Annotated in this window: 13 protein-coding genes, 4 tRNA genes and 1 pseudogene; 16 read left to right on the forward strand and 2 right to left on the reverse strand. The window is 61.2% G+C overall.

Features of this window, described 5'->3' with window-relative positions:
* The first annotated feature begins 264 nt into the window (after positions 1–264).
* From ORL50_RS09000 to ORL50_RS09040, 9 genes are all read left to right on the forward strand, one after another.
* Positions 265–340 (forward strand) — tRNA-Ala (locus ORL50_RS09000).
* A gap of 79 nt (positions 341–419) precedes the next feature.
* Positions 420–495, forward strand: a tRNA-Glu gene (locus tag ORL50_RS09005).
* A 53-nt stretch (positions 496–548) separates the two neighbouring features.
* Positions 549–624 (forward strand) — tRNA-Ala (locus tag ORL50_RS09010).
* A gap of 80 nt (positions 625–704) precedes the next feature.
* A tRNA-Glu gene (locus ORL50_RS09015) sits at positions 705–780 on the forward strand.
* Between the two features lie 184 nt (positions 781–964).
* On the forward strand, positions 965–1,504 hold the full coding sequence (locus ORL50_RS09020; protein ID WP_266012865.1) for a TetR/AcrR family transcriptional regulator: 540 nt from the start codon (positions 965–967) through the stop codon (positions 1,502–1,504).
* A 31-nt stretch (positions 1,505–1,535) separates the two neighbouring features.
* On the forward strand, positions 1,536–2,369 hold the full coding sequence (locus ORL50_RS09025; protein ID WP_266012868.1) for an alpha/beta fold hydrolase: 834 nt from the start codon (positions 1,536–1,538) through the stop codon (positions 2,367–2,369).
* Between the two features lie 44 nt (positions 2,370–2,413).
* Complete coding sequence (locus ORL50_RS09030; protein ID WP_266012871.1) at positions 2,414–2,851, forward strand: acyl-CoA thioesterase; 438 nt, start codon at positions 2,414–2,416, stop codon at positions 2,849–2,851.
* Between the two features lie 177 nt (positions 2,852–3,028).
* Positions 3,029–3,988 carry a tRNA dihydrouridine synthase gene (locus ORL50_RS09035; RefSeq protein ID WP_266012874.1) on the forward strand — a complete coding sequence of 320 codons (960 nt, stop codon included), beginning with the start codon at positions 3,029–3,031 and terminating at the stop codon, positions 3,986–3,988.
* Between the two features lie 121 nt (positions 3,989–4,109).
* On the forward strand, positions 4,110–4,556 hold the full coding sequence (locus ORL50_RS09040) for an Hsp20 family protein (protein WP_266012877.1): 447 nt from the start codon (positions 4,110–4,112) through the stop codon (positions 4,554–4,556).
* Between the two features lie 355 nt (positions 4,557–4,911).
* On the opposite strand, the gene ORL50_RS09045 is transcribed toward ORL50_RS09040, so the two are convergent.
* Positions 4,912–8,190, reverse strand: coding sequence for a PAS domain S-box protein (locus ORL50_RS09045; RefSeq protein WP_266012880.1), 3,279 nt, complete (start codon positions 8,188–8,190; stop codon positions 4,912–4,914).
* Positions 8,191–8,254: 64 nt separating this feature from the next.
* The gene (locus ORL50_RS09050; protein WP_266012883.1) at positions 8,255–9,145 is read right to left on the reverse strand and encodes a LysR family transcriptional regulator; all 891 of its coding nucleotides are present in this window, start codon (positions 9,143–9,145) and stop codon (positions 8,255–8,257) included.
* 147 nt (positions 9,146–9,292) lie between these two features.
* On the opposite strand from ORL50_RS09050, the gene leuC reads away from it, so the two are divergent.
* The 7 genes and pseudogenes from leuC (at position 9,293) to ORL50_RS09085 (ending at position 18,606) form a co-directional block, all read left to right on the forward strand.
* Positions 9,293–10,711 carry a 3-isopropylmalate dehydratase large subunit gene (leuC, locus tag ORL50_RS09055; RefSeq protein ID WP_266012886.1) on the forward strand — a complete coding sequence of 473 codons (1,419 nt, stop codon included), beginning with the start codon at positions 9,293–9,295 and terminating at the stop codon, positions 10,709–10,711.
* An 11-nt stretch (positions 10,712–10,722) separates the two neighbouring features.
* Positions 10,723–11,367 carry a 3-isopropylmalate dehydratase small subunit gene (leuD, locus tag ORL50_RS09060; RefSeq protein WP_266012889.1) on the forward strand — a complete coding sequence of 215 codons (645 nt, stop codon included), beginning with the start codon at positions 10,723–10,725 and terminating at the stop codon, positions 11,365–11,367.
* Positions 11,368–11,493: 126 nt separating this feature from the next.
* A pseudogene (locus tag ORL50_RS09065) lies at positions 11,494–12,054 on the forward strand (class I SAM-dependent methyltransferase); the annotation flags it as partial.
* A gap of 265 nt (positions 12,055–12,319) precedes the next feature.
* Complete coding sequence (gene leuB, locus ORL50_RS09070) at positions 12,320–13,402, forward strand: 3-isopropylmalate dehydrogenase (RefSeq protein ID WP_266012895.1); 1,083 nt, start codon at positions 12,320–12,322, stop codon at positions 13,400–13,402.
* 69 nt (positions 13,403–13,471) lie between these two features.
* Positions 13,472–14,584, forward strand: coding sequence for an aspartate-semialdehyde dehydrogenase (asd, locus tag ORL50_RS09075; RefSeq protein ID WP_045057948.1), 1,113 nt, complete (start codon positions 13,472–13,474; stop codon positions 14,582–14,584).
* Between the two features lie 269 nt (positions 14,585–14,853).
* Positions 14,854–15,864 carry an aspartate-semialdehyde dehydrogenase gene (locus ORL50_RS09080; RefSeq protein WP_266012903.1) on the forward strand — a complete coding sequence of 337 codons (1,011 nt, stop codon included), beginning with the start codon at positions 14,854–14,856 and terminating at the stop codon, positions 15,862–15,864.
* A 93-nt stretch (positions 15,865–15,957) separates the two neighbouring features.
* The gene (locus ORL50_RS09085; RefSeq protein ID WP_266012906.1) at positions 15,958–18,606 is read left to right on the forward strand and encodes a FimV/HubP family polar landmark protein; all 2,649 of its coding nucleotides are present in this window, start codon (positions 15,958–15,960) and stop codon (positions 18,604–18,606) included.
* Positions 18,607–18,881: the final 275 nt, after the last annotated feature.

Below are 18,881 nucleotides of genomic sequence, written 5' to 3' on the forward strand. Positions count from 1 at the left end.
ATCCCTGTAGCAGCTGCCGAAGGCTGCGTTGGGCTGCGAAGCAGCCCCCCTCAGGCTTGCCTGATACAACCGGGTTAAAGCCGGCGAGTGCTGCGCCCTCGAACGCAGCCTGCGGCAGCTGCTACAGGGACCCGTTCCACCCCCGGATTTACGGGGGAGAGCGGTAAGTGATTGTTATCCCGGCAAAAAACTTTGAAATATTTTAAAAATAAGTTTGACAGCCTTTCGATCCGCCATTAAGATTCGCCCCGTCCTCAGCGATGAGGGGCTATAGCTCAGCTGGGAGAGCGCTTGCATGGCATGCAAGAGGTCGACGGTTCGATCCCGTCTAGCTCCACCAATTTACACTTCAGGGTCTGGCCACACCGGCCTTGAAGCGATCAACACTCAGCGTTGATCTGTTGTATAGAAGGGTTTGCGTCCCCTTCGTCTAGTGGCCTAGGACACCGCCCTTTCACGGCGGTAACAGGGGTTCGAGTCCCCTAGGGGACGCCAGTTTTACAGAAGTGATGTTGCAAGATGTCACTCCGCCGCGAGGCGAAAAATCCGGGGCTTTAGCTCAGCTGGGAGAGCGCCTGCATGGCATGCAGGAGGTCAGCGGTTCGATCCCGCTAAGCTCCACCAATTTTACAGTTCAAGGTCTGGCCACACCGGCCTTGAATCGATCAGCACTCAGCACTGATCAGTTGTATAGAAGGTTTTGCGTCCCCTTCGTCTAGTGGCCTAGGACACCGCCCTTTCACGGCGGTAACAGGGGTTCGAGTCCCCTAGGGGACGCCACGATTACCCGCTCTGCGGGATTTTATAAGGGTCATTCAATTATTGAATGGCCCTTTTGTTTGTCTGGCGTTTGGCCAAATCTCCCTCTCTACCTCAAACTGTTCTTCAGACCAGCGGTCACACCTACGACTTGCGGAAAATTATTATGAGAATAATATTCTAGTCGTAATATTCGGAGGCAACGATGAACGATAAAAAAGCTCAAACCCGCGAACGCATTCTCAAGGCCGCCAGTGCAGCGCTGATTCAGCGCGGCCCGGCCGAACCGAGCGTGGGCGAAGTGATGGGCGCAGCCGGCCTGACGGTTGGCGGCTTCTATGCGCACTTCGAAAGCAAGGACGCGATGATGCTCGAAGCGTTCAAGCAGTTGCTCGGCCATCGTCGGGGCCTGATCGCCGACATGGACGCTGAATTGACCGGCGAAGAGCGCCGCGCCCTGGTGGCCGCGTTCTACCTGTCGCGCAAACACCGTGATTCATCGGAGTCCGCTTGCCCGATCCCGGCGTCTGTCGGCGAGTTGGGGCGGCTGCCGGAGGAATTTCGTGTGGCGTTGAATGAGCACGTGGAAATGATGGTCGCGCAATTGGCGGCCAGCCCGGAAGAAACCGACAAGGCCCTGGCTGACATGGCCTTGATGGTGGGAGGACTGGCACTGGCGCGGGCGCTGGGGCCAGGGGAGTTATCCGATCGATTGTTGCGCGCCGCCAAATCGGCGGTGCTATGACCTGAAGGCCTGAGCCTGGGGAGTGAGAGCGATGAGCGGGTTAAAGTGGGTTCGTGGCGTCAACGGCACTTTGGGCTGGTTTGCCCCTCAACTGGTCGCGAGCAAGATGCGCCTGGCGTTCATGACTCCGCGGGAGCTGCCTCCGCGGGATTGGGAGCTGCCGCTGCTGGCCAGGTCAGAGCGCATTACCTTGCGCTTCGGTCTCTCGGCACTGCGCTGGGGGCAAGGCCCGGCGGTCCTGCTGATGCATGGTTGGGAAGGGCGCCCAACCCAATTCGCCAGCCTGATCAATGCGCTGGTGGACGCCGGTTACACCGTGGTCGCCCTCGACGGTCCGGCGCACGGTCGCTCGCCGGGCAGCGAAGCGAACGTCGTGCTGTTCGCCCGTGCCATGCTGGAAGCAGCAGCCGAGTTGCCGCCACTGCAAGCCGTGATCGGTCACTCCATGGGCGGCGCCAGTGCGATGCTCGCGGTGCAACTGGGCCTGCGCACCGAAACCCTGGTGACCATCGCCGCTCCGGCACGCATATTGGGAGTCCTGCGCGGGTTTGCCCGTTACATGCGCCTGCCGCCCAAGGCCCGCTCGGCGTTCATTCGCCAGGTCGAGCAAGACGTCGGCATGCGCGCCGCGACCCTCGATGTCGCGCACTACCAGCTTGATATGCCGGGGCTGATCGTGCATGCCGAAGATGACAAGTTGGTCCCGGTCAATGAGTCCCAATTGATCAACGAAGCCTGGTTCGATAGCCGCCTGATGCGGCTTGAAGAAGGTGGACATCAACGGGTGCTGGCCGACCCCAGGGTGATTGATGGCGTGCTATCACTGCTGGCGGGTCGCAGCCTGCAATCGCGCCAATCGGCCTGAGCATCCGTTACACTCCCCAGGTGACTATCTGACTGGAGTGGGGCATGGGCTGGGATCGGGCAACGCCGTTTATCATTGACCTGGAAGTGGGCGCCGAAGACATCGACGGCCTGGGGCACGCGAACAACGCGGTGTATGTCACCTGGCTCGAACGGTGCGCCTGGCGCCACTCCCAGCGGTTGGGCCTGGATCTGGTCGAATACCGACGCCTGGACCGGGCCATGGCCGTGGTGCGGCACGAAATCGATTACCTGGCGGCCGCCTACGAAGGCGACGGCTTGCAGCTGGCGACCTGGATCGTCGACTGGGACCAGCGCCTGAAAATGACCCGGCACTTCCAGCTCAAGCGCCCCAGCGATAACACCACGTTGCTGCGGGCGCAGACCACCTTTGTGTGCATCGAACTGTCCACCGGCAAGCCCAAGCGCATGCCGGCGGAGTTCATCGAAGGTTATGGCCCGGCGTTGCAAGCCCCGTCCTGACACAGGCTCCGTAGGAGCTGCCGAAGGCTGCGATCTTTTGACTTTGATCTTGAAAGCAACAGCAATATCAAGATCAAGATCAAGATCAAGATCAAGATCAAAAGATCGCAGCCTTCGGCAGCTCCTACAGAGTGAAACCTGTAAACTGCCGCACGATTTTCGTAGAGTGTGTTTTTCATGCAAATTGCCTTGGCACCCATGGAGGGGTTGGTCGACAACATCCTGCGCGACGTGCTGACTCGTGTCGGCGGTATCGATTGGTGTGTAACCGAATTCATCCGGATCAACGATCAGCTGCTCACGCCCGCCTATTACCACAAATTCGGCCCTGAACTGCTGAACGGTGCCAAGACCGCTGCCGGCGTACCCTTGCGCGTGCAGCTGCTGGGTTCGGATCCGGTGTGCCTGGCGGAAAACGCCGCACTGGCCTGCGAGCTAGGCTCAGAGGTCATCGACTTGAATTTCGGCTGCCCGGCCAAGACCGTCAACAAGTCCCGCGGTGGCGCGGTATTGCTCAAGGAGCCGGAACTGCTCAACCAGATCGTTGAGCACGTTCGCCGAGCCGTGCCGGCGTACATCCCGGTCACCGCGAAAATGCGCCTGGGCTTCGACAGTCCCGACGGCTCGCTGGTCTGTGCCACAGCCCTGGCCGAGGGCGGCGCAGCGCACATCGTGGTGCATGCGCGAACCAAGACCGATGGCTACAAGCCGCCCGCCCACTGGGAGTGGATCCCGCGGGTGCAAGAGGTGGTTAACGTGCCGGTATTTGCCAACGGCGACATCTGGGATGTCGAGGATTGGCGCCGCTGCCGCGAGATCAGCGGGGTGGAAGACATCATGCTCGGCCGCGGCCTGGTCTCCCGCCCGGACCTGGCCCGACAAATCGCCGCCGCGCGCGCCGGCCAGGAAGTCGTGGAGATGACCTGGGCCGAACTGTTGCCGCTGATCCAGGAGTTCTGGCTCCAGGCCAAGGCGCAGATGACCGCTCGCCAATCACCCGGTCGCCTGAAGCAATGGCTGGCCATGCTGACCCGCAATTACCCTGAGGCGGTGGAGTTGTTCACGGCGCTGCGCCGCGAGACGGAACTGGATAATGTCTCGCGCTTACTTGGGTTGCAGGTGTCCGAGGCGGCCTGAAAAAAATCTTCAAATAATCTCTTGAAATGCAATCAGCGGTCCCTATCTAAGGGTTACGCGATGCCGAATTCGGGTCGCGGAGACATAAAACCTTGCTGATTGTTTTCAGGAGATTTGAATCATGAGTACTGCATTTTCCCTGGCCCCACTGTTCCGTTCCTCGGTAGGTTTCGACCGTTTCAACGACCTGTTCGAAACCGCCCTGCGCAACGAGCCAGGCAGCACCTACCCGCCCTACAACGTGGAAAAACACGGTGACGATCAATACCGCATCGTCGTTGCGGCAGCCGGTTTCCAGGAAGAAGACCTGGACCTGCAAGTCGAGAAGGGCGTGCTGACCATCAGTGGCGGCAAACGCGACACGACCGAAGGTGTGACCTTCCTGCACCAGGGCATCGCCCAACGTGCGTTCAAGCTGTCGTTCCGCCTGGCGGACCACATCGAAATCAAGGCTGCTGACCTGCGCAATGGGTTGCTGAGCATTGATTTGCTGCGAGTGATTCCGGAGGAGGCAAAAGCCAAGCGCATCCCGATCAACGGGATGGAAAAGCCGGCTTTGCAGCACTGAGGCGTAACCCCGGCAGGCTTATAGCCCGCTGATGGAAAAGACCCCGACTTGTCGGGGTCTTTTTTTTGCGGCCGGGTCCGACACAGACCGTGCAAATGCATATGTCCTCATTTTCGCCGCTTTGGCAACAATGCTATCGACTGACCTGACGCTATCGCGAGCAGGCTCACTCCTACAGGGTTTGGGTAGATCACAATATTTGTGAACTCCAAAGAACGGGTGGGAGCGGGATTGCTCGCGAAAGCAGTGGGTCAGTCGACAAATATGTTGTCTTATACACAGCCTTCGCGAGCAAGCCCGCTCCCACAATGGGTCGATGCTCGGCTCATCAAACTGCGCTCGGTGTTAGGTCGCGTTATCTGAGCAACAACTCAAACTCCTCCACCGGCAGCGGCCGGCTATGCAAGTAGCCCTGGTAAAAATAACACCCCAACCCCTGCAGAAACTCCAGCTGCTCCAGCGTCTCCACCCCCTCGGCAATCACCTTCAATTCCAGGCTGCGAGCCATGGCGACGATGGCGCGGATGATTTCGGCGTCGTTGGGGTCGGTGGTGGCGTCGCGGATGAAGGACTGGTCGATTTTCAGGGTGTCGACCGGCAGGCGCTTGAGGTAGGTCAGGGATGAATAGCCGGTGCCGAAATCGTCCATGGCGAAGCTCACGCCGAGTTTTTTCAGGCGGCACATTTTGCTGATGGTGTCTTCCAGGTTCTGGATGACGATGCCTTCGGTGATTTCCAGCTTGAGCAGCGAGCACGGCAGGCCATGACTGCCGAGGCTATGCTGGACCCGTTCGACAAAGTCGTTCTGGCGAAACTGGCGTGGACTGATGTTGACGCACAGGCTGAAGTCCAGCGGATCAATGAGCCCTGCGGCCATCAGGCGCTTAAATGCGCGGCAGGCTTCATCGATGATCCAGCTGCCGACCTCGAGGATCAGGCCGCTGTCCTCCAGCACCTTGATGAACTCATTGGGGGACTGGGCGCCCAGTTCGGGATGGTTCCAGCGCACCAGCGCCTCCGCGCCGACGATGCGGTTGTCCCGGGCGTCGATTTGGGGTTGGAAGTGCACGCGAAATTCGTTGCGCGACAGCGCCAGGCGCAGGTCGGTTTCCATACGCAGGCGTTCGCTGGCGGCCTTCTGCATGGTGTTGTGGTACATCTGCGCGGTGTTGCGGCCTGAGTCCTTGGCCCGGTACAGGGCAATGTCGGCGCGCTTGAGCAGGTCGGTAGGGGTCGAGCCGTGGTCGGGAATCAGCGCAATGCCGATGCTGGGCGTGACTTGCAGGCGCTGGCCGTCAAGAAACATCGGCTCCGACAGCAGTTCGCGCAAGGTGTCGGCGAGGCTGCGCACCTGGGTGCTGACTTCTTCCCGTAAGCCTTCCAGGCCGCTGAGCAGCACTACAAATTCGTCACCCCCCAGGCGCGCCACGGTGTCTTCCATACGCACGCTGGCTTCGAGCCGCGCGGTGATGATTTTCAGCACGGTATCGCCCACGGGATGGCCGAGGGAATCGTTGATGTGCTTGAAGTGGTCGAGGTCGAGAAACAGCAGGGCGCCACGCAGGTTGTGGCGCTTGAGCAAGGCGATTTGCTGGCTCAGGCGGTCCATCAGCAGTGCGCGGTTGGGCAGGTTGGTCAGGGGGTCGTGGTAGGCCAGGTGGCGGATCTGTGCCTCGGCGTTTTTCAGCAGGCTGACGTCCCGGGCGGTCAGCAGCAGGCAGGCGGTTTCGTTGAGGGTGATCGGTTCTACCGACACTTCAACGGTCAGCAACTCGCCGCGCTTGTTGCGCCCGAGCATTTCCTGGTGGTGCACCCGGCCGTTCAGCTGCAGTTCGGCCAGCAGCGAGGAGCGCTGTTTCTCCTCGGCCCAGATGCCCACCTGATACACGGTGCGCCCGACCACTTCATCGGCCCGGTAGCCAGTCAGGCGGCAGAAGCCGTCGTTGACCTCCAGATATCGGCCGGTGTCGCGCTCGGTGATGGTGATGGCATCGGGACTGGAGTGGAAGGCCTTGGCGAACTTCTCCTCGCTGGCCTTGAGCGCGGCTTCGGAGCGCTGCTGTTGAGTGATGTCGCGCAGGGTGGTGACCACGCAGGGCTGGTCGCCGACGCTGATCTGGCGGCTGGAGATCACGCAGGTCAGGGACTGCCCGTCCTTGTGCTGAACCTGGATCGCCACATTGCTCAGGCCTTGTTCGCGGATCACCTGTTCGATGCGCCGCAGGCTCTTTGCCGAAGCATCCCAGAGGCCGATTTCGTCGGCGCTGTGCCCGATCACATCGTCGGCGCTCCAGCCAAATGTCTGGGTAAAGCTCGAGTTGATCTCGATGAAGTGGCCGCTGTCCTGGCGAGTGACGCAAATCGGGTCGGGGCTGACCTGGAACAGCGTGGCGAATTTCTCTTCCGAGGCCACCAGTCGTTGCTCGCGTTCCACCTGGTCGGTGATGTCGAGCAAGGTGCCGGCCATGCGTAGCGGGGCGCCGTTCTCGTCGCGATAAAGCCGTGCGCGGCTTTCCAGGTAGCGGGAGCTGCCGTCGGCCAGTTGCACCCGATAGGTCAGCTGATAGTTGCCGGCCGGGCCCTCGCGAAGGCTTCGGTAGGCGTCGCGCATGCTGCCGCGCTCTTCGTCGGGTACGCCTTCGAAAAATTCATCGAACGACTCGTGGAACGGCACTGCATCCAGCCCGTGCAACTGCGCCGCGCGCGCCGAGCCGTAAAGCATGCCGCTGGGGATATGCCAGTCCCAGGTGCCCAGTTGCGCGGAGTCCAGCGCGAGGTCGAGGCGCTCCTGGCTGTCTTTGAGCGCAAGTTCGGCGGCTTTGCGTTCGGTCGTGTCGAGGAAGGTGCTGAGCAAATAGGGCTGGCCTTCGAGCTCGACCTTCTGTGCGCTGAGAATGCCGTCGTGGATCTGCCCGTTGCTGGCGCGGAACTGCACCTCCATGCTGGTCAGCTCGCCCTTGGCTTTGGTGGCTTTGACCAGCTTGTCCCGTTGCTCCGGGTGCACCCACAGGCCAAGCTCGACGGTGGTCCGACCAATCGCGTCCTGCACCGGCCAGCCGAACAGGCTTTCAAAATACTGGTTGGCTTCGGTGATCAGGCCGTCTTCCTGGCGGGTCAGCAGGACCATGTTCGGGCACAGGTGAAACAGCGTGGCAAAACGCTTCTCCGAGCTGCTCAGCGCCTGTTCGCGCTGGCGCTGGTGGGTGATTTCGCGGATCACCCCGATCATCCGCGGGCGGCCGTCCTTGTCCGGCAGTAGGCTGCCATTGATCTCCAGCCAGTGCAGGCTGCCATCGGGCCAGCGAATGCGGTGGTGCATGGCCTGTTCCAGCGGCGCGCCAGCAATCACCGCATGGAAGGCGCGCACGGTTTTTGCGCGGTCTTCCGGGGGCAGCAGGTCGAGGTATTCCAGGTCGGCGGGCAGCGGCGTATGGGGATCGAAGCCGAACAGCGCCTGGGTGCCCCGGGACCAACTGATCTGCCCGCGCTCGATGTCCCAATACCAAGCGCCCAGGCGGGCACCATTGAGGGCCGCTAGCAACTGTGGCGCGCTTTCCCAGCTTTGCTCGGACCGTTTTGGGTCAAGCGCCTGGATACGCGGCATCGGCGGAATACGGTCAACAGATTTCGGCATTGGCAAGCCTTACTGAATAGGGCGTTAGGCGCTGGGTCTCGCGGCTCTATAGGAGTAGCACAAGTTAGCCATGTGTCCCTGGCCGATCGATCTGTGCATCCAGCAAGGCCATGAAGGCCCGTGCCGCGTTCGACAGCGTCCGTTCTGTGTGCAGGATATAGCCTAGCTGGCGAGTGAGCTGTATGCCCGGCAAAGGGATGCGCGCCACCTGTTCATCGAGCATGGTGCGCGGCAGCACACTCCAGGCCAAGCCGATGGATACCATCATCTTGATGGTTTCCAGGTAGTTGGTGCTCATGGCGATGTTCGGGGTCAGCCCCTGGGCCTCGAACAGGCGCTGGACGATGTGGTGGGTGAAGGTGTTGCCGCCGGGGAACACCGCCGGATGCAGGGCAATATCCCCGAGGCTGACCGCGCCGTTGCTGATCAGCGAGTGCTCCGGTGCCACCACGAAATCCAGCGGGTCGTCCCACACCGGCGTGGCCTTGACCAGGGAATGAGGTTCCGGAGCGAGGGTGATCACTGCCAGTTCCGCGCGACCATGGAGGATCTCTTCGTAGGCCACTTCCGAATCAAGGAACTGAATATCCAGCGCCACCTGTGGGTAGCGTCGGGTGAACTCCCTTAATAGAGGCGGTAGACGGTGCAGGCCGATGTGGTGACTGGTGGCCAGCGTCAGGCGACCGCTCACTTCGCCGGTCAGGTTGGTCAGGGCGCGGCGGGTGTCGTCCAGCACGTTGAGGATCTGGTAAGCCCGCGGCAACAGGGCGCGGCCGGCTTCGGTCAGACCGACTTCACGACCCAGGCGGTCGAACAGGCGCACCTTCAGTTGTTGCTCGAGACCGGCGATGCGCTTGCTGATTGCCGGTTGGGTCAAGTGCAGGCGTTCACCTGCGCCAGAGAAGCTGCCGGTCTCGGCGATCGCGATAAAAGCGTTGAGGTTGGCCAGGTCCATTGCAGTATTCCAGTTGGTTATCCAAAGCATAAAAAATATGAATTTGAGTTATTTAATGTAACCCCCTAGGATCGACCTCACAAGCCAAAGGGTTATTGAGCCGTTCAAAACCCGGGGCATAGAAACAAATGATGAGGAAACCGTCTGATGGCCGGCAAAACGCTCTACGACAAGCTCTGGGATTCGCATTTGGTCAAACAGCGCGACGATGGTTCGGCGCTGATCTATATCGACCGTCACATCATTCATGAAGTGACCTCGCCGCAAGCCTTCGAAGGCCTGCGTCTGGCCGGGCGCAAGCCCTGGCGGATCGATGCCAATATCGCGACCCCGGACCACAACGTACCGACCACGCCGGAGCGTAAAGGCGGCATCGAAGCGATTGCCGACCAGGTCTCGCGCCTGCAGGTCCAGACCCTCGACGACAACTGCGATGAATACGGCATCGTCGAATTCAAGATGAACGACGTGCGCCAGGGCATCGTCCACGTCATTGGCCCGGAGCAGGGCGCGACCTTGCCGGGCATGACCGTGGTCTGCGGCGACTCCCACACCTCGACCCATGGTGCATTCGGCGCCCTGGCTCACGGTATCGGTACTTCCGAGGTCGAGCACGTGCTCGCCACGCAGTGCCTGGTCGCCAAGAAAATGAAGAATATGTTGGTGTCGGTCGAAGGCAAACTGCCGTTCGGCGTGACGGCCAAGGACATCGTGCTCGCCGTGATCGGCAAGATCGGCACCGCCGGCGGTAATGGCCACGCCATCGAATTCGCCGGCAGCGCGATCCGCGACCTGTCGGTCGAAGGGCGCATGACCATCTGCAACATGTCCATCGAGGCCGGCGCGCGTGTGGGCCTGGTGGCGGCGGACGAAAAAACCGTGGCCTACGTGAAGGGCCGTCCATTCGCCCCGAAAGGCGCGGAGTGGGACTTGGCTGTCGAAGCGTGGAAAGACCTGGTGTCCGACGCCGATGCGGTGTTTGACACCGTGGTCGAGCTCGACGCCACGCAGATCAAGCCGCAAGTCAGCTGGGGCACTTCGCCTGAAATGGTTCTGGCTGTGGATCAGAACGTTCCGGATCCGGCCAAGGAAATGGACCTGGTCAAGCGCGGCTCCATTGAGCGCGCCTTGAAATACATGGGTCTGACCGCCAATCAGGCGATCACCGATATCCAGCTGGACCGCGTGTTCATCGGCTCCTGCACCAACTCGCGAATCGAAGATTTGCGCGCCGCTGCCGTGATCGCCAAGGGCCGCAAAGTGGCCTCGACCATCAAGCAGGCGATCGTGGTGCCGGGCTCGGGTCTGGTGAAAGCCCAGGCTGAATTGGAAGGCCTGGACAAGATTTTCCTTGAGGCCGGTTTTGAATGGCGTGAGCCCGGTTGCTCGATGTGCCTGGCGATGAACCCGGACCGTTTGGAGTCGGGCGAGCATTGCGCTTCGACCTCCAACCGCAACTTCGAAGGCCGTCAGGGCGCCGGTGGCCGTACCCACCTGGTGAGCCCGGCCATGGCCGCCGCCGCTGCTGTAAACGGTCGTTTCGTCGACGTCCGTGAATTGAGCTAAAGGAGCGCAGCATGAAAGCTTTTACCCAGCACACTGGACTTGTCGCGCCTCTGGATCGTGCCAACGTCGACACCGATCAGATCATCCCGAAGCAGTTCCTGAAGTCGATCAAACGCACCGGTTTTGGCCCGAACCTGTTTGATGAATGGCGTTATCTGGATGTCGGGCAGCCGTATCAGGACAACTCCAAGCGTCCGTTGAACGAGGACTTCGTGCTCAACGCCGAGCGCTACCAAGGCGCCAGCGTGTTGCTGGCCCGGGAGAACTTCGGCTGCGGCTCCAGCCGTGAGCACGCACCTTGGGCCCTGGAAGAATACGGTTTCCGCAGCATCATCGCGCCGAGCTATGCCGACATTTTTTTCAACAACAGCTTCAAGAATGGCTTGCTGCCGATCATCTTGAGCGACGCTGAAGTCGATGAGTTGTTCCAGCAGGTTGAGGCAAATCCTGGCTACCAGCTGCAGGTCGATCTGCAAGCCCAGACCGTGACTCGCCCGGACGGCAAGGTGCTGAGCTTCGAGATCGATGCGTTTCGCAAGCATTGCCTGTTGAATGGCCTGGACGACATCGGCCTGACCTTGCAGGACCATGAAGCGATCGCAACGTTTGAAGGCAAACATCGGGCTAGTCAGCCTTGGTTGTTTCGTGATGCCTGATTTTGCGTAAGGCGTAATGACGCCATCGCGAGCAGGCTCACTCCTACATTTGAAATGCGTTCCCCTGTAGGAGCGAGCCCGCTCGCGATAGCGGTAGCTCAAACAACACATATTCAGGACCGAACCATGACCAGCACCCCCCAGCACTCCCAGGTCGTCCAAAAGCAATTCGGTGAACAGGCCGCCGCTTACCTGAGCAGCGCCGTACACGCTCAAGGCACCGAGTTCGCGCTGCTGCAGGCCGAACTGGCCGGGCAGGGCGATGCACGGGTACTCGATCTGGGGTGTGGCGCCGGTCATGTCAGTTTCCAGGTGGCTTCACTGGCCAAGGAAGTGGTGGCCTACGACCTGTCGCAGCAAATGCTCGACGTGGTGGCCACTGCTGCCGTCGATCGTGGTTTGAGCAATGTCACTACGGTCAACGGCGCCGCCGAGCGCCTGCCGTTCGCCGATGGTGAGTTCGATTTCGTCTTCAGCCGGTACTCGGCGCACCATTGGAGCGATCTCGGCCTGGCGTTGAGGGAAGTGCGTCGGGTGTTGAAACCTGGCGGCGTAGCGGCGTTCATTGATGTGTTGTCACCGGGCAGTCCGTTGTTCGACACTTACCTGCAAAGCGTCGAGGTGCTGCGCGACACCAGCCATGTCCGCGATTATTCTGCTGGCGAGTGGTTGCGCCAGGTCAGTGAGGCCGGGTTGCACACCCGCAACACTACGCGCCAACGCTTGCGCCTGGAGTACAGCAGCTGGGTCGAGCGCATGCGTACACCCCAAGTGATGCGCGCTGCCATCCTTCAATTGCAGCAGGCAATGGGCAACGAAGTGCGCGAGTATTTCGAGATTGCCGCCGATGGCTCCTTCAGTACCGATGTGCTGGTGCTGTTCGCTGAAAAATAAGCCCCGAATTTTTCCGGGTGTGCTCACAGGGCGCACCGACTGATGACAAGAGGAAAGCATGAGCAAGCAGATTCTGATTCTCCCAGGTGACGGTATTGGCCCGGAAATCATGGCCGAAGCGGTTAAAGTCCTGGAATTGGCCAGCGACAAGTTCGACCTGGGTTTTGAACTGAGCCACGACGTGATCGGCGGCGCAGCCATCGACAAACACGGCGTACCGCTGGCAGACGAAACCCTGGAGCGTGCCCGCGCTGCCGACGCAGTCCTGCTGGGCGCCGTCGGCGGTCCGAAATGGGACACCATTGAGCGTGATATCCGCCCCGAGCGCGGCCTGCTGAAAATTCGTGCACAACTGGGCCTGTTCGGCAACCTGCGCCCGGCGATCCTCTACCCGCAACTGGCCGAGGCTTCGAGCCTCAAGCCGGAAATCGTCGCCGGCCTGGACATCCTGATCGTTCGCGAACTGACCGGCGGCATCTACTTCGGCGCGCCGCGTGGCACCCGCACCCTGGAAAACGGCGAGCGCCAGGCCTACGACACCCTGCCGTACAGCGAAAGCGAAATCCGCCGCATTGCCCGTGTCGGTTTCGACATGGCCATGGTCCGCGGCAAGAAGCTCTGCTCGGTAGACAAAGCCAACGTTCTGGCCTCCAGCCAGCTGTGGCGTGAAATCGTCGAGCAAGTGGCCAAGGATTACCCTGAAGTAGAACTGAGCCACATGTACGTCGACAACGCCGCCATGCAACTTGTGCGCGCACCGAAGCAGTTCGACGTGATCGTCACCGATAACCTGTTCGGCGACATCCTGTCCGACCAGGCGTCGATGCTCACCGGCTCCATCGGCATGCTGCCATCGGCGTCCCTGGACACCAACAACAAGGGCATGTACGAGCCATGCCACGGTTCGGCGCCGGACATCGCAGGCAAAGGCATTGCCAACCCGCTGGCGACCATTTTGTCGGTGTCGATGATGTTGCGTTACAGCTTCAACCAGCAGGCTGCCGCCGATGCCATCGAGCAAGCCGTGAGCCTGGTGCTGGACCAGGGACTGCGCACGGGCGACATCTGGTCGACCGGTTGCACTAAAGTTGGTACGCAGGAAATGGGTGACGCAGTAGTCGCCGCGCTGCGGAATCTGTAATCTCTCGGGCCCGCTGCCACTTTCAACTTCGAAAGCAGCGGCCCACTTTTTAAAGAAGGTGTAGTTGCGATGAAACGTGTAGGTCTGATCGGTTGGCGCGGTATGGTCGGTTCCGTGCTCATGCAGCGGATGCTGGAAGAGCAGGATTTCGATCTAATCGAGCCGGTGTTTTTCACCACTTCGAATGTCGGTGGCCAAGGCCCGTCCGTGGGCAAGGACATTGCTCCGCTCAAGGACGCTTACAGCATTGAAGAGCTGAAGACCCTCGACGTGATCCTGACCTGCCAGGGTGGCGACTACACCAGCGAAGTCTTCCCGAAACTGCGCGAAGCCGGCTGGCAGGGTTACTGGATCGACGCCGCTTCCAGCCTGCGCATGCAGGATGACGCGGTGATCGTGCTGGACCCGGTGAACCGCAAGGTCATCGACCAGCAGCTCGACGCGGGCACCAAGAACTACATCGGCGGCAACTGCACCGTCAGCTTGATGCTGATGGGCCTGGGCGGTCTGTTCGAAGCTGGCCTGGTGGAGTGGATGAGCGCCATGACCTATCAGGCGGCCTCCGGTGCTGGCGCGCAGAACATGCGTGAACTGATCAAGCAAATGGGCGCGACCCACGCCGCTGTCGCCGATCAACTGGCCGACCCGGCCAGCGCGATCCTCGACATCGACCGCCGTGTGGCCGAAGCCATGCGCAGTGATGCCTACCCGACCGAAAACTTTGGCGTACCGCTGGCCGGCAGCCTGATCCCGTGGATCGACAAGGAACTGCCGAACGGTCAGAGCCGCGAAGAGTGGAAGGCCCAGGCCGAGACCAACAAGATCCTCGGTCGCTTCAAGAGCCCGATCCCGGTGGACGGCATCTGCGTGCGCATCGGCGCCATGCGTTGCCACAGCCAGGCGCTGACCATCAAGCTGAACAAAGACGTGCCGATCGCCGATATCGAAGGGCTGATCAGCCAGCACAACCCGTGGGTCAAGCTGGTGCCGAACAACCGCGAAGCGAGCATCCAGGAGCTGAGTCCGACCAAGGTCACCGGCACCCTGAATGTTCCGGTAGGGCGTCTGCGCAAGCTGAACATGGGTTCGCAATTCGTCGGCGCATTCACCGTCGGCGACCAGCTGTTGTGGGGCGCGGCCGAGCCGCTGCGCCGCATGCTGCGGATCCTGCTGGAGCGTTGATCGGTTGAAGCAATGAAAGAACCCGCGCCTCGAAAGAAGTGCGGGTTTTTTTATGGATTTATGTTAACCGCTTCGGCCTCATCGCGGGCAAGCCTTGCTCCCACAGGGGTTGTGGCACCCACAGAGTCTGTGGAACCCCCCTAAAGCTGTGGGAGCAAGGCTTGCCCGCGATGAGGCCGGGACAGGCGCAGCAGATCCAGGGCAAAAATTGCTTGCACCTCCACCAGCCGGTAAAGTGCCGCTCCCCCCGTTTCGCCAGAGGTAGCACCATGACCCAGTCCTTTGATATTGCCGTGATCGGCGCCACCGGAACTGTCGGCGAAACGCTGGTGCAGATCCTCGAAGAACGCGACTTTCCTGTGGGCAATCTGCACCTGCTCGCCAGCAGCGAATCTGCCGGGCACTCGGTGCCGTTTCGCGGCAAGAACGTGCGGGTGCGTGAAGTCGATGAGTTCGACTTCAGCAAGGTGCAGCTGGTGTTCTTCGCCGCCGGTCCCGCCGTCACTCTCAGTTTCGCCTCGCGCGCCACTGCCGCTGGATGCTCGCTGATCGACCTCTCCGGCGCCTTGCCGGCCGATCAGGCGCCACAAGTGGTTCCCGAAGCGAATGCCCGGGTACTCGCGGGAATGAAAAAACCATTCCAGGTCAGCAGCCCGAGCCCGTCGGCCACTACCTTGGCCGTAGTGCTGGCGCCCTTGCTGGGCCTCATCGACCTGCAACGGATCAACCTGACCGCCTGCCTCGCGGTCTCCGCCCAAGGCCGCGAAGCCGTCACCGAGCTGGCCCGGCAGACCGCTGAGCTGCTCAATGTGCGTCCGCTGGAACCAAGCTTTTTTGACCGGCAGATGGCGTTCAACCTGCTGGCCCAGGTTGGCAAGCCTGACGAGCAGGGCCACACGCTGTTGGAAAAACGCCTGGTGCGCGAAGTGCGTCAGGTAATGTCGCTGCCTGCGTTGAAAATATCCGTCACTTGCATTCAAGCCCCGGTGTTTTTCGGCGATAGCTATAGCGTGACCCTGCAAACGGGTGGCGAGGTCGACCTGGCGCAAATCAATGCCGCCCTGGATGATGCACCAGGCATTGAGCTGGTCGAGGCCGGCGATTATCCGACTGCTGTCGGTGACGCGGTAGGGCAGGACGTGGTCTACGTCGGTCGGGTTCGCCGGGGAATCGACGACCCGTCGGAACTAAATGTCTGGCTGACGTCAGATAACGTACGCAAAGGTGCGGCCCTCAATGCAGTCCAGGTGGCTGAATTGTTGATAAAAGGCCTTTCGTAAAAGATACTTGCCAATAATTTGTCGACTGAATGCTGTCGGGCGCTATGCTTGCCCGCAGTGCTCGACAGCGCGGTTCAAACTAAGGATGAGGCTATGGTTCAAGTTCGCAAACTGGTGTTAGCAATAGCGGCCGCCTCGGCGCTGTCCTCCGGTATGGCGCATGCCCTCGGGCTCGGGGAGTTGACCCTGAAGTCCACCCTGAACCAGCCGCTGGTGGCGGAAATCGAGCTCCTCGATATCAAGGAGCTGACCGCCGCCGAAGTGGTGCCAAGCCTCGCCTCCGCAGAGGATTTCGCCAAGGCGGGCGTCGACCGCCAGGCGTTCCTCAACGACCTGACCTTTACCCCGGTGCTCAACCCCGGCGGCAAAAGCATCCTGCGTGTCACGTCCAGCCAGCCATTGTCCGAACCGATGGTGAAATTTCTCGTGCAGGTCATGTGGCCCAACGGTCGTTTGCTGCGCGACTACAGCGTATTGCTCGACCCTTCGAAGTTCTCGCCGCAGACGGCTGATGCCGCTGCGCAACCGGCACCGAGCCAGACTGCTACAGCGCCGGTCACCGGTGCCACCAAGCCGACCGAGTACACCACTACCCGCCGCGACACCTTGTGGGAAATCGCCGCGAAGGCGCGTAATGGCGGCTCGGTCCAGCAGACCATGCTGGCAATCCAGGCGCTGAACCCGGATGCCTTTATCGACGGCAACATCAACCGCTTGAAAACCGGACAGGTGCTGCGCCTGCCAGACCAGGCACAGAGCACCAGCCTGGCGCAATCCAAAGCCATTGCCGAAGTCGCCGCGCAGAACACCGCCTGGCGTCAGGGCCGGCGTTATGTGCCACAGCCCGGCACCGGGCAGCAGCAGCTCGACGCCACCAATCGGCCTCGTGGTGCTGCTCCTTCATCGCAAGCCGCCAGGGATAACCTGAGCCTGGTCTCGGCCGAGGCCGGCAAGGCTGGGGCGAAAGGTGCGGCGGGCGACGCGAAGAATCTGAGCAACAAGCTGGCGGTGACCCAGGAAAGCCTCGACACCACCCGTCGGGACAACGAAGAACTGAAAAGCCGCATGGCAGATCTGCAGAGCCAGCTGGACAAGCTGCAGAAGCTGATCGAGCTGAAAAACAATCAACTGGCCAAGTTGCAGGCCGAAGGCGCGCAAGAAGCACCTGAAGCCGTTGCGACTGCTCCGGCCATCAACGCCGAGCTGGCGGCCGATCCTGCGCCGACCCCGGCAGAAGCTGTGCCGCCTGCGCCGGTCGCTGCCCCTGATGCGTCGCCAGCGGTCGAGGACAAGCCTGTCGAGCCAGCACCAGTCGCTGCCACCGATGAGCAGAAATACAACGACCTGCTGACCAACCCATGGCTCCTGGGCATGGTCGGCGGCGGGGCGATCATTTTGCTGCTTCTGCTGTTGCTGCTGGCCCGTCGCCGCAAGGCCCAGCAGGAAGCGGAAAAGCACTTGCGCATGGCTCGCGCCTTGTCCGAAGAGCAAGAATTCTCGGTCGATCACGACCTGCCGGAAAGCAGCTTCGAAGGCCTGGAAGTTCCACCGCCGAGCGTGAAACTGGCGACGGTGCCGGAGCCGACTCCTGCTCCTGCGCCAGTACCCGCACCAGCACCCGCGCCGGTGATTGCCCCGGTGATCGTCACGCCGCCCATCGCGGCGCCGCTGATTTCGCCGGCCGCAGTACACTCCGATGACGTCTTGCCCCGGGCTCAGTCGCATATCAACGCCGGCCGGTTGAATCAGGCAGGCGCGCTGCTGGAAGAAGGCATCAAGCAAGAGCCTCAGCGCAGCGACTTGCGCCTCAAGCTGATGGAAATCTACGGCCAGCAGGGCGATCGTGATGCTTTTGTTGCCCAGGAACGCAAGCTGGTGGCCAACGGCGATAACTACGCCCAGGTCGAACAGCTCAAGAGCCGCTTCCCGGCCATGGCGCTGGTGGCCGCAGGCGGTATTGCCGCCGCAGCCCTGACCGCGCAGATGGATGCGCAGTATGTCAAGGACCTGATGCTGGATGAGCCACAGGAACCGGCGCCAGAGCCGGCGCCGGTTGCTGAAGATCCGCTGGACGAAACTTTCGACCTGAGCCTGGATGATCTGGAAGCCGCGTCCCCGGCGGTAGTGCCGCCTGTCGCGGAGCCGGACACCCTGGGTGAGCTTGACGATTTCCCGTCGGACGATGACCTGAGCTTCGAATCGGTGTTGCAGCAGCAGACCGAAATCAAGGAGAACCTCGACGACCTGTCGGATTTCGACCTGGACATGGACCTCGGTGCTGACACCTCGCCAGCTATCCTGGCCGAAGATGACTTCCTGCTGGACCTGGACGAAGGCGTCAAGGATCTGCCTGGCGCTGATCTGCCAGGCGCTCCCGAGGTTGACGACCTGGAATTGCCCGACGACTTCGACTTGTCGCTGGCTGACGAGATGGACGCGCAGGCCGCACCTGCAGCGCCGTCCGCCGAGCCGGATGATCTCAGCGCCGAACTGGATCGCCTGTCCCGGGATATCAGCGCGCCGACCTTCACCGCCGACGATGCCCTGGTTTCCGCAGACGACGAGCCCGAGTTCGATTTCCTCTCGGGCACTGACGAAGTCGCGACCAAGCTTGACCTGGCCCAGGCCTACATCGACATGGGCGACAGTGATGGCGCGCGGGACATCCTCAATGAGGTGGTGTCCGAGGGCGATGACGGACAGAAGAGCGAAGCGAAGGAAATGCTGTCGCGGCTGGTTTGATAGCTTGGGTGTGAACAACAGCGGCAGCCATTGAGGCTGCCGTTTTTGTTTTTGCGCCAGGTTAGCAGTGGCTGTTAGATCGCCATCGCGAGCAGGCTCACTCCTACAGGGGTTGGCGTCTGGCGCAAATTATTTGGGCAACACCCATCCCTGTGGAAGTGAGCCTGCTCGCGATGGCGGCGGCACATTCGACGTTGTCCCGACTGTTGCACTGGCATCCCCGCCCCACAGCCTTATAATGCCCGCCTTTGCGCACATCAGCAGGCTGTCACCCC

The sequence above is a fragment of the Pseudomonas sp. RIT-562 genome (assembly GCF_026241895.1).
In the GTDB taxonomy this organism is placed as follows: domain Bacteria; phylum Pseudomonadota; class Gammaproteobacteria; order Pseudomonadales; family Pseudomonadaceae; genus Aquipseudomonas; species Aquipseudomonas mandelii_F.

Coding starts and splice junctions, on each gene's coding strand:
- ORL50_RS09020 (WP_266012865.1), top strand. CDS start 965: ATGAACGATAAAAAAGCTCAAACCCGCGAACGCATTCTCAAGGCCGCC.
- ORL50_RS09025 (WP_266012868.1), top strand. CDS start 1,536: ATGAGCGGGTTAAAGTGGGTTCGTGGCGTCAACGGCACTTTGGGCTGG.
- ORL50_RS09030 (WP_266012871.1), top strand. CDS start 2,414: ATGGGCTGGGATCGGGCAACGCCGTTTATCATTGACCTGGAAGTGGGC.
- ORL50_RS09035 (WP_266012874.1), top strand. CDS start 3,029: ATGCAAATTGCCTTGGCACCCATGGAGGGGTTGGTCGACAACATCCTG.
- ORL50_RS09040 (WP_266012877.1), top strand. CDS start 4,110: ATGAGTACTGCATTTTCCCTGGCCCCACTGTTCCGTTCCTCGGTAGGT.
- ORL50_RS09045 (WP_266012880.1), bottom strand. CDS start 8,190: ATGCCGAAATCTGTTGACCGTATTCCGCCGATGCCGCGTATCCAGGCG.
- ORL50_RS09050 (WP_266012883.1), bottom strand. CDS start 9,145: ATGGACCTGGCCAACCTCAACGCTTTTATCGCGATCGCCGAGACCGGC.
- leuC (WP_266012886.1), top strand. CDS start 9,293: ATGGCCGGCAAAACGCTCTACGACAAGCTCTGGGATTCGCATTTGGTC.
- leuD (WP_266012889.1), top strand. CDS start 10,723: ATGAAAGCTTTTACCCAGCACACTGGACTTGTCGCGCCTCTGGATCGT.
- leuB (WP_266012895.1), top strand. CDS start 12,320: ATGAGCAAGCAGATTCTGATTCTCCCAGGTGACGGTATTGGCCCGGAA.
- asd (WP_045057948.1), top strand. CDS start 13,472: ATGAAACGTGTAGGTCTGATCGGTTGGCGCGGTATGGTCGGTTCCGTG.
- ORL50_RS09080 (WP_266012903.1), top strand. CDS start 14,854: ATGACCCAGTCCTTTGATATTGCCGTGATCGGCGCCACCGGAACTGTC.
- ORL50_RS09085 (WP_266012906.1), top strand. CDS start 15,958: ATGGTTCAAGTTCGCAAACTGGTGTTAGCAATAGCGGCCGCCTCGGCG.